Source organism: Streptomyces sp. NPDC058401 (assembly GCF_042722885.1).
In the GTDB taxonomy this organism is placed as follows: Bacteria; Actinomycetota; Actinomycetes; order Streptomycetales; family Streptomycetaceae; genus Streptomyces.
Genome location: NZ_JBHXKA010000108.1, coordinates 17,660 through 28,124, shown reverse-complemented (window position 1 = coordinate 28,124; position 10,465 = coordinate 17,660). Strand labels below are relative to the sequence as shown.

General features: G+C 70.8%; 6 protein-coding genes. 2 read left to right on the top strand and 4 right to left on the bottom strand.

Annotated elements, in window-relative coordinates; genetic code table 11:
* Positions 1 to 135: 135 nt before the first annotated feature.
* On the bottom strand, positions 136 to 2,715 hold the full coding sequence (pepN, locus tag ACFWNV_RS30135; protein ID WP_383953147.1) for an aminopeptidase N: 2,580 nt from the start codon (positions 2,713 to 2,715) through the stop codon (positions 136 to 138).
* Positions 2,716 to 2,845: 130 nt separating this feature from the next.
* Between pepN and ACFWNV_RS30130 the strand changes: the two genes are divergently transcribed.
* Positions 2,846 to 3,346, top strand: a complete 501-nt coding sequence (locus ACFWNV_RS30130; RefSeq protein WP_383953145.1) for a DUF1203 domain-containing protein — start codon at positions 2,846 to 2,848, stop codon at positions 3,344 to 3,346.
* 57 nt (positions 3,347 to 3,403) lie between these two features.
* Here ACFWNV_RS30130 and ACFWNV_RS30125 read toward each other — a convergent pair whose 3' ends face one another.
* Positions 3,404 to 4,435, bottom strand: a complete 1,032-nt coding sequence (locus ACFWNV_RS30125; protein ID WP_383953143.1) for an aspartate-semialdehyde dehydrogenase — start codon at positions 4,433 to 4,435, stop codon at positions 3,404 to 3,406.
* Positions 4,436 to 4,687: 252 nt separating this feature from the next.
* On the opposite strand from ACFWNV_RS30125, the gene ACFWNV_RS30120 reads away from it, so the two are divergent.
* Positions 4,688 to 6,178 carry a M28 family metallopeptidase gene (locus ACFWNV_RS30120; RefSeq protein ID WP_383953141.1) on the top strand — a complete coding sequence of 497 codons (1,491 nt, stop codon included), beginning with the start codon at positions 4,688 to 4,690 and terminating at the stop codon, positions 6,176 to 6,178.
* Between the two features lie 113 nt (positions 6,179 to 6,291).
* Here the strand turns inward: ACFWNV_RS30120 and ACFWNV_RS30115 are convergent, their stop codons facing one another.
* Together ACFWNV_RS30115 and ACFWNV_RS30110 are read right to left on the bottom strand one after the other, a co-directional pair.
* Positions 6,292 to 9,606: a S8 family serine peptidase gene (locus ACFWNV_RS30115; RefSeq protein WP_383953139.1), complete on the bottom strand. Its 3,315-nt coding sequence runs from the start codon at positions 9,604 to 9,606 to the stop codon at positions 6,292 to 6,294.
* A 273-nt stretch (positions 9,607 to 9,879) separates the two neighbouring features.
* Positions 9,880 to 10,452, bottom strand: a complete 573-nt coding sequence (locus ACFWNV_RS30110; protein ID WP_383953137.1) for a CGNR zinc finger domain-containing protein — start codon at positions 10,450 to 10,452, stop codon at positions 9,880 to 9,882.
* Positions 10,453 to 10,465 lie beyond the last annotated feature (13 nt).

Genomic DNA, 10,465 nt, shown 5'->3' with positions numbered 1-10,465 from the left:
TTTCTTTGACTAACCCATCCTTCTACACTATAAAAATATTTTTCATCTCCTCACGCGGGCCGGCGGCCCCGGGCAGGGGGCCCCCCCCGCCCACCCCCCCCCGGCGCCCGCCCCCGTTCGTACCGTGCCGCCGGGTCAGGAACCCGAGGCCGCCGCGTCGGCCGCCTGTGCCTTCAGCGCGCGCTCGACGCCCGCGCGGGACTCCGAGACCAGGCGGCGCAGGGCCGCGTTCGGCTCGGCCGAGGCCAGCCAGGCGTCGGTCTCCGCGAGGGTCTCCGCGGAGACCTGGAGGGACGGGTAGAGCCCGACCGCGATCTGCTGGGCGATCTCGTGGCTGCGGGTCTCCCAGACCTCCTTGACCGCCGCGAAGTACTTCGCCGTGTACGGGGCGAGGAGCTCGCGCTGGTCAATCTGGACGAAGCCCCCGATCACCGCCTCCTGCACCGCGTTCGGCAGCGAGTCGCCCTCGACGACCGAGGCCCACGCCTCCGCCTTGGCCTCCGCCGTCGGACGCGCGGCCCGCGCGGTGGCCGCGTGCCGCTCGCCCGCCGCCGTCTTGTCCCGCTCCAGCTCGGCCGCGATGGCCGGCTCGTCGGCGACGCCCGTGGCGACCAGCCGCTCCAGGAACGCCCAGCGCAGCTCGGTGTCCACGGCCAGGCCCTTGACCTCGGCCGAGCCGTCCAGCAGCGCCGCCAGGTACGTCAGCTGCTCCTCGGTGCGGGCCGTCGCCGCGAAGGCGCGGGCCCACGCCAGCTGGTGGTCGCTGCCCGGCTCGGCCGCGCGCAGGTGCTCCAGCGTGGCCTCCGTCCAGAGGGCCAGGCCCTGGTCGCGCCACGCCGGGTCGGCGTACAGCTCCACGGCCAGCTTGACCTGGCGGTGCAGCGACTGGACGACGCCGATGTCCGACTCCTTGCCGATGCCCGACAGGACGAGGGCGAGGTAGTCGCGGGTGGCCAGCTCGCCGTCGCGGGTCATGTCCCAGGCCGAGGCCCAGCACAGGGCGCGCGGCAGCGACTCGGTGAAGTCGCCCAGGTGCGCGGTGACGTTGGCGAGGGACACCTCGTCGAGGCGGACCTTGGCGTACGACAGGTCGTCGTCGTTCAGCAGGACCACGGCCGGACGGGTCCGGCCGGTCAGCTCCGGTACGGCCGTGAGGCCGCCGTCGATGTCCAGCTCGATCCGGTCGGTGCGCACCAGCTTGCCGTCGGCCAGGTCGTACAGGCCGACCGCGATGCGGTGCGGGCGCAGCACGGGCTCGCCCTTGGCGCCCGCCGGCAGGGCCGGGGCCTCCTGGCGGACGGCGAAGGCCGTGATCGCGCCGGAGACGTCCGTCTCGATCTCCGGGCGCAGGATGTTGATGCCGGCCGTCTCCAGCCACGCCTTCGACCAGGCGGTCAGATCGCGGCCGGAGGTCTCCTCCAGGGCGCCCAGCAGGTCCGACAGGCGGGTGTTCCCGAAGGCGTGCGCCTTGAAGTAGGCCTGCACGCCCTTGAAGAAGGCGTCCTGGCCGACGTAGGCCACGAGCTGCTTGAGGACGGAGGCGCCCTTGGCGTACGTGATGCCGTCGAAGTTGACCAGGACGTCGTCCAGGTCACGGATGTCGGCCATGATCGGGTGCGTGGAGGGCAGCTGGTCCTGCCGGTACGCCCAGGTCTTCATGGAGTTGGCGAAGGAGGTCCAGGCGTGCGGCCACTTCGAGCCCTCCGCGTACGCCTGGCAGGCGATGGAGGTGTAGGTGGCGAACGACTCGTTCAGCCACAGGTCGTTCCACCACTCCATGGTGACGAGGTCGCCGAACCACATGTGCGCGAGCTCGTGCAGGATGGTCTCGGCGCGCGTCTCGTAGGCCGCGTCCGTCACCTTCGAGCGGAAGACGTACTGGTCGCGGATGGTGACCGCGCCGGCGTTCTCCATCGCGCCCGCGTTGAACTCCGGCACGAAGAGCTGGTCGTACTTCGCGAAGGGGTAGTCGTAGGCGAACTTCTCCTGGAACCAGGTGAAGCCCTGCCGGGTCACGTCGAAGATCGCGTCGGCGTCGAGGAACTCGGCGAGCGAGGGCCGGCAGTAGATGCCGAGCGGGACGGACTGCCCGTCCGCGCCCTCGTAGGAGCTGTGCACCGCGTGGTACGGGCCGACGATCAGGGCCGTGATGTACGTGGAGATGCGCGGGGTGGGCTCGAAGCGCCAGACGTTGTCGGCCGGAGCAGCCGGCGTCGGGGAGTTCGAGATGACCGTCCAGCCCGCGGGAGCCGTCACGGTGAACCGGAACGTCGCCTTCAGGTCGGGCTGCTCGAAGCTCGCGAACACCCGGCGCGAGTCGGGGACCTCGAACTGGGTGTACAGGTACGCCTGCTCGTCGACCGGGTCGACGAAGCGGTGCAGACCCTCACCGGTGTTCGTGTAGGCGCAGTCGGCGACGACGCGGAGCTCGTTGGCCCCGGCGGCGAGGTGTGCCAGCGCGATCCGGGAATCCCGGAAGACGGAGGCGACGTCGAGGGACTTGCCGTTGAGGACGACCTCGTGGACGGCCGGAGCGACCAGGTCGATGAAGGTCTCGGCGCCGGCCTCGGCGGACTCGAAGCGCACGGTGGTCACGGAGGGGTAGGTGCCACCCTCCTGCGCGCCGCTGAGATCGAGCTCGATCTCGTACGAGTCGACAGTGAGCAGCTTTGCGCGCTGCTGAGCCTCTTCACGGGTCAGATTCGTGCCTGGCACGCGGTCATCTCCTTCGATGGTGACGTTGCCGCCCATCCTTTCACGGCAGACCTTCACCACGCCGGGCCGCGTGAACGCGAGGGCGGAAACCTGCCGGACAGCGGCGGGCTGCGGCGCGAGGCTGGTGGGCATGACCATCAGGTACCGGGCGAGGCCCATCGAGGAGGCGGCGCTCAAGGAGCTCCGCGTACGTGACGACGCGGGGCGGGAGTGCGCCCCGTACGCCGACCGCGAGGGTGGTGCGCCGCTGAGGTGCTGCCTGCGGCCGAGCGTGGCCGGAGAGCGCATCGCGCTCGTCTCCTACGCACCGCTGCGGCGCTGGGCCGCCGTTACGGGCGCCGATCCGGGGGCGTACGACGAGCAGGGGCCCGTCTTCGTCCATACCGAGGACTGCGGCGGGCCGACCGGCGGCCGGGGGTACCCCTTCGCCCGGGCGGGCGCGCAGCGCACCGCGCGGCGGTACAGCTCCCGCGGGCACATCCTCGGCGGGCGGGTGCTCGACCTCGGAGACGACCCCGACCGTGTGGTCGGGCGCGCCCTCGACGAGGCGTTCGCCGACCCCGACGTGGCCCTCGTGCAGATCCGGGCCGCCGAGTTCGGCTGCTTCCACTACGAGGTGCGCCGGCCCTGACCCGGGAAGGGGGCGGCACCGTCGCGGTGCCGCCCCCTCACACGTGCCCGACAGGCGTCAGCCCTGGCGCAGCTCCTCCGCGACCAGCTCCGCGATCTGGACCGCGTTCAGCGCGGCGCCCTTGCGGAGGTTGTCGTTCGAGAGGAACAGCGCGAGGCCGTTCTCGGTGGTCTCGTCGACGCGGATGCGGCCCACGTACGAGGCGTCCTTGCCGGCGGCCTGCAGCGGGGTCGGGATCTCCGAGAGCTCGACGCCCGGGGCGTCCCGCAGCAGCTCGTAGGCGCGCTCGACGCTCAGCGGGCGGGTGAAGCGGACGTTGACCTGGAGGGAGTGGCCGGCGAAGACCGGTACGCGCACGCAGGTGCCCGAGACCTTGAGCTCCGGGATCTCCAGGATCTTGCGGGACTCGTTGCGGAGCTTCTGCTCCTCGTCGGTCTCGAAGGAGCCGTCGTCGACGATCGATCCCGCGAGCGGGATCACGTTGTAGGCGATCGGACGCTTGTAGACGGCGGGCTCGGGGAACTCCACCGCGTCGCCGTCGAAGGTCAGCTGGTCGGCGGCCTCGGAGACCGCGCAGGCCTGGCCCTTGAGCTCGGCGACGCCCGCCAGGCCCGAGCCGGACACGGCCTGGTAGGTGGTGGCGATCAGCGCGGTCAGACCGGCCTCGTCGTGCAGGGGGCGCAGCACCGGCATCGCGGCCATGGTGGTGCAGTTCGGGTTCGCGATGATGCCCTTGGGGCGGTCCTTGATCGCGTGCGGGTTGACCTCGGAGACGACGAGGGGGACCTCGGGGTCGCGGCGCCAGGCGGAGGAGTTGTCGATCACGACGGCGCCCTGCGAGGCGACCTTCTCGGCGAGGGCCTTGGAGGTGGCGCCGCCGGCGGAGAAGAGCACGATGTCCAGGCCGGTGTAGTCGGCCGTTGAGGCGTCCTCGATGGTGATCTCGCGGCCCCCCCATTCGAGGGTGGAGCCGGCCGAGCGGGCCGAGGCGAACAGCCGCAGCTCGTCCACCGGGAACTTGCGCTCGGCGAGGATGCCGCGCATGACTCCGCCGACCTGTCCGGTGGCTCCGACGATTCCGACCCTCACGGTGACTCCTCTTGGTACGTACGACGCGGGCGCGCGTGAAGCCATCATGCGTTCGACCCCACGAGCCTTGTCCAATCCATTGTCCGAGGAGCGGACGGTGTTCTGCGTGTGAACCCCGGTGACAACTCCGTGGCGGCCGTGTTGCACCGCCGCGCGGCGGGTGTTTGGCCTGGTCGGAGCCGGTTACGGTCCCGTTTGTCGCGTCCGCAATCCGGACGCCCGTTCCGCACTTCGAACTCGGGGAGAAACACCGTGCGCGCCATCCGCCACCGCCGCCGGTCCATACCGGCGCTCGCCGCCCTCGCGGCCGCCGCCGTCGCCGCACCCGTCCTGCTCGCCGCCACTCCGGCCGCCGCCCACCCGCGCGAGGGCCGCCTCGCCCGGGAGCTGGTGGAGGAGGTCACCGCCCGCGGTGCCTACCGCCACCTGGCGAAGTTCCAGAAGATCGCCGACGCCAACGGCGGCAACCGCGCCGCCGGCACGCCCGGCCACGCGGCCTCCGCCGCCTACGTCCACGACACGCTGAAGAAGGCCGGGTACGAGGTCTCGTACCAGGACTTCGACATCTACGACGCGCACACGAAGACGGAGAAGACCACCGTCCTGAGCGGCGCGGAGCCCCGCGAGCTGGCCACCGCCGCCTTCACCTTCACCCAGTCCACCCCGGCCGGCGGCCTGACCGCCCCGCTGGCCCTCGCCCGGGTCGACGAGAGCCCCGGCTGCACCGCCGACGACTACGCGGCCGGCGCCTTCACCGGGAAGATCGCCCTGGTCAAGCGCGGCACCTGCACCTTCGTGGAGAAGCAGCGGGCCGCCGCCGAGGCGGGCGCCCTCGGCGTGATCGTCTACAACCACAGCGGGACCACCCCGGTCCGCGGCTCCTTCTCCTCGCCCGCCGAGGGGATCATCCCCAGCGCCGGCATCACCCTCGCCGACGGTGAGGCGCTGGCCGCGGCCGCGGCGAAGGGCGAGGTGAGCGTGCGGCTGGAGCTGGACCAGGAGCACCTGAAGAAGACCACGCGCAACGTGATCGCCGAGACCCGCGGCGGCCGCGCCGACCGCGTGGTCGCCGTCGGCTCCCACCTGGACTCGGTCCCCGAGGGCCCGGGCATCAACGACAACGGCTCGGGCTCGGCCGGCCTGCTGGAGGTGGCCCTCAAGCTCGCGGACGAGGGCGCCAACAAGAAGGGCAAGGGCAAGCAGACCGCCAACAAGGTCCGCTTCGCCTGGTGGTCGGCGGAGGAGCTGGGCCTGCTGGGCTCCGAGCACTACGTGGCGCAGCTGTCCGAGCAGCAGAAGAAGAACATCGCGCTCTACCTGAACTTCGACATGATCGCCTCGCCGAACCCCGCCCAGTTCGTCTACGACGGCGACGACTCGGACAAGGTGGGCGAGGGCGCCGGACCGGCCGGCTCGGCGCAGATCGAGGCGCTGATCAACGGGTTCCTCGACAAGAAGGCCAAGCCGCACGAGGGCAGCGACTTCGACGGCCGCTCCGACTACGGCCCCTTCATCGCGAACGGCATCCCGGCCGGCGGCACCTTCACCGGGGCGGAGGGCATCAAGACCCCGGACCAGGCCAAGCGGTACGGCGGCACGGCCGGGGCCCCGTACGACCCGAACTACCACGGGGCGGGGGACACCCTGAAGAACATCGACCTGAAGGCCTTCGACACCAACCTGGACGTGATCGCCCACGCGGTGGGCACGTACGCACAGGACCTGAGCTCGCTGGGGAAGTAGCCCGCGCCCGAGGGGGAAGCCGGCGGGGAAGCCGGCAGGGGAGGGACGGGGAAAACAGGCGGGGGCGGTGCTCTGACGAGCACCGCCCCCGCTGTGTTCAGGCCGCTACCGGGTTACGGGAGGACCTTCTCGATCTGCACGCTGCCGGTGCCGGCGGCGGTGCCGCGGGCGTTGAGCAGCTTGACCTCGCCGAAGAACTGGCGGCCTTCCGGAGCCGCGCTGTTGACCAGCACGTTCGCGGAGACGGTCGCCGAGGCGCCGTTGGCGAGGTTGACCGCGGCGGCCTCGTCGACCTGGACGGTGCCCAGGGCGGCCGAGTAGTAGACGTCGCGGTAGTCGTACGTGGTGGAGCCGGACGGGATCGCGTAGCCGAACACCTCGATGGTGTAGGTGCCCGCGGCCGGGTTGACGAGGCTCACGGCCTCCTCGGAGTCGCCGTCGGCGGAGGTGCCGACCTTGACGCCGTCCTTGTACACGTCCAGGTCGAGGTCGGCGGCGGTGTCGGACACCTTGCCGATCGCGATGTCGAGGCGGGAGACGCCCTCGCCGATCGTGACCTCGGTGGTGTGGGTCTCACCGGCGGCGATGGTCGGCTTGGCGACCTTCGCGGAGCCGAGCGCACCACCCTGGAGCTTGCCGCCGGAGATGGCGGCCCCGTCGTTCTTGACGGTCCACTGGACCGGCGCCGGGGTGCCCTGCTTGACCTCGGGCAGGACCTTGACCGCGGGGTCGAAGGCCGCGCCGAGCACGGAGACGTCCAGCTTGAACGGGTTGTCGAGCAGCGGCGACGTACGGCGCGACTCGACCTCGATCTCCCAGACGCCCGGCTGCGGGTTCGGGTACGAACGCAGGTCGGGGCGGCACTGGTTGGCCGGGTTGTCGTAGTTCGGGTAGCACTGGGTCGTCGCGCTGTCCTCGACGCCCACACCGTACGGGTGGATCGAGATGAAGCGCGTCTGGCTGCCCGGCTTCAGACCGCCGAGGGCGACCTCAAGGGTCTTCGCGCCCGCCGGAACGGTCACGAAGTACGACTTGTGGCTGTTGCGCTGCACGGACGAGGTGTCCGAGTAGCGATACGCGGGCTTCGCCAGCGGGGTCGAGACGACGACCGTGGAGAGGATCTGCTTGTCGATGCCCTCGGTGAAGGGGTCGTCGAGCTGCAGGATGCCGCTGTGGACGCCGGCCGTCTTGGCCTTGGCCTCGACCTTGATGGTGACGGGCTTGTTCAGCGGCAGGGTGACGTAGTCGTAGCCACCGATGACCTTGAACGTGCCGTCGTCGTTGCGCCAGCTCAGCTGGTGCGGGGTGCCGTACTTGACGCCCGTGGTGCGGGTGACGACGACGTCGTAGACCTTCTTCTGGCCGACCTTCAGGCCGCCCTCGCGGTCGTAGACGCCGGTGCCGAAGCCCGGGGTCTTCAGGAACTGGTCGATCGCGGTGTCGACCGGGGCCTTGACCGTGAACTCGTTGGCCTTCGCGCCGCGCTGGATGGACTCCCACGCGCCGGGGATGTTGATCAGGCCCGCGCCCTGGGCGTGCGCCGGAACGTCATCGATCTTCTTCGCGCTGCTGGTGAGCGCGATGCGCAGGGCCGCCGGGGTGAGGGCGATCTTCTGCTGCTTGGCGGCCGAGATCAGCAGGGCGCTGGCGCCCGCCGCCTGCGGCGAGGACATCGAGGTGCCCTGGAGCATGCCGTAACCGGCCGGCAGGGTGTAGCCGGCCTCCTTCACCGGTGCACCGGGCAGCCAGGTCTGGATGGTGTTGATCGACGCGCCGGGGGCGGTGATCGTCGGCGTGAACCCGCCGTCCTCGCGCGGACCGCGGGAGGAGAAGGGGAACATGTTGTACTTCTTGGTCACGCCGGAGCCGTAGTTGGCCGCCCAGGTCTCCTTGGAGACCGCCGCACCCACGGAGATGACCTTGTCCGCGAGACCGGGGTCGCCGATGGTGTTGATGCCGGGGCCCTCGTTGCCCGCCGAGATGACGAGCTGGACACCGTAGGTGTCGATGAGGTTCTTGTAGAGCTCGGCGCGCGCGTTGTTGCCGTCGTTCAGGGCCGGCAGGCCGCCGATCGACATGTTGACGATGTCCACGCCGCGGTTGACGACGAGGTCGATCATGCCCTCGGTCAGCGCGATGTTGGTGCAGCCGCCGGACCAGGAGCAGGCGCGCGAGGAGACGATCTTCGCGCCGGGCGCCTCGCCGTTCATCGCGCCGCCGAACAGGCCGTTCGCGGCGGTGATGCCCGCGACGTGCGTGCCGTGCTCGGACTCGATGATGCCGACGTTGACGAAGTCGGCCTTCTTGCCGATCCAGTCACCGCCCAGCGGGTCCATCGGGACGTCCTTGCGGATCTCGATCACGAACGGGATGCGCTCGGCGACCTCGGTCGCCGGGTTGTCCGTGCCGAAGTAGCCGATCTGGTAGCCGTCCTTGTACGGCTTCATCGGCTCGTTGTTCGTGAAGTCGTTGTCCTGGTCGGTGTCGACGCGGACGGTCCCGGCGACCGGGTCGTAGAGCAGGCCGAACCGGTCGGTGGTGTCCCCGTCCCGGTTGACGTCGCCCGCCATGTCACCGGTCGCGGTGATCGACTCGGTGAAACGGCTCCACTGGAACGAGCCCTCCGGAGCCTTCCAGCTGCCGCCGCCCGCGGTGAAGGTGCCACCGGTGACCGGGGTGATCTGGGCCCGCCAGGTGGCGTCGGCGTCGGCGAGCGGGTCGGTCGCGGTGACCCAGTCGACGATCTTGCGCTCGCCGGTGGTGGTCTTCTGGAGCGCGGGGTGACCGAGGTCGACACCCGAGTCCAGGACACCGATGGTCACGCCGCGGCCGTCGGCCTTCGGGTTCTTCTTGAGGAAGTCCAGCGCACCCGTCTCGAAGGACGGGTTGTACGGGTTCTTCGCCGGGGTGTTCTTGTTCGGCCCGGGGTACGTCTCGGCGGTCTTCTTCGCCGTCCCGGTCTCGCGGCCCGCGTCCGGACGGGGGTCCGGCAGCTGGATCTCGTGCCGCAGGTCGATGCCGTGCACGGCGGACAGCTTGGCGGCCGCCTTCAGCGCGGCCTCCGCCTTGTCGGTCGGCAGGGTGGCCCGCACGTAGCCGAGCTTGTCGTACGTCTGGCCCACCGAGGCGCCCTGGACGTCGTCGAGCTGCTTGGCCACCTGCTGGGTCTCGCCGGGGGCGGTCGCGACCATGACCGTGACGGTCTTCTCGCCCTTGGTCTTGGCTTCCTGGAGCAGTTCGGCGTCGGCCGAGCCGAGCTTCTCCTCGGCCGACTTCACCGCAGGGTTGGGCGCGGGGGTATTCGAGCCGGTCGCCGCGAAGACGGGCATGGCGCCGGTGGCCGCGAGGGCGGCCACCAGGCCGGCCGCGGCCGCGACGCGCGCGGCGCGTCGGGCCCCGGGTATGGAGCTGGGGGAGTCGAGGGTCATCAGCATCCCTGGCTAAGTGAAAGGTACGGTCCGGATTTCGGTGCCGGATGACCGGTCAGCCTCGCGTAAGTGACAGCTCTTTGGGGAGAGTTGTCACGGACCGATACCTACCGTGGCGGACTCCCGCCAGCTCGGGGCATACGCCAGAAGGCTCGTACCGGACCGTACCGGTGCGAACCTTCGGGGTGGAACATGGATTTGTAGACTTCCCGACCGTGCGTCAGGGGCGGGGCGGGCCCCGGTCTCAGATCAGGTGTGACAACTTCCGTGCGTTCAGCGCTCGCGCGTGCGCGCGTAGTGGCGGGATGCTTTCGCCCGGTTTCCGCAGGCCGACATCGAGCACCAGCGGCGGGTGCCGTTGCGCGAGATGTCGTGGAAGCGCAGCACGCAGGTCTCCGAGGCGCATTTGCGGATCCGGCCCGGGTCGGAGCCCAGCAGCTCCAGGTAGTCGCGGGCGGCCGTCCAGGCCGGACCCCAGGTCGGGTCGTCGAACTCCGTGCGCTCGCCGGGCCCTTCGGCGGTCAGGGTCGCCCGGATCCGCCCGTGTTCCAGGACGGCGTCGACCAGGGCGCGGGCGCTCTCGTCGGCCGGGTCCGCGACCGCGCGGGCCAGCGACTCGCGGGCGGTGAGCAGGTGGACCAGGGTCGCGGCGTCGGCGCGGAAGCGGCCGGCCAGGCCGGTGCTCTCCAGCCAGACCGCGAGCCCTTCGACGCGGGTGAGGCCGAAGGCCCCGGCGAAGAGGTCGACGGGTTCGCCGTCCTGGACCCATCGGGTGTTCAGCAGGTCCAGGGCCACCGGTTCCCCGGTCAGGGGTCGTGGATCCGCCGTCTTGTCCGCCGCCGTCATATCTGTCCGCCTC

Bases quoted from the DNA above. Each gene is read 5' to 3' on its own strand.
- ACFWNV_RS30130 (WP_383953145.1), top strand. From the start codon at position 2,846: ATGACCATCAGGTACCGGGCGAGGCCCATCGAGGAGGCGGCGCTCAAG.
- ACFWNV_RS30115 (WP_383953139.1), bottom strand. From the start codon at position 9,606: ATGACCCTCGACTCCCCCAGCTCCATACCCGGGGCCCGACGCGCCGCG.
- ACFWNV_RS30110 (WP_383953137.1), bottom strand. From the start codon at position 10,452: ATGACGGCGGCGGACAAGACGGCGGATCCACGACCCCTGACCGGGGAA.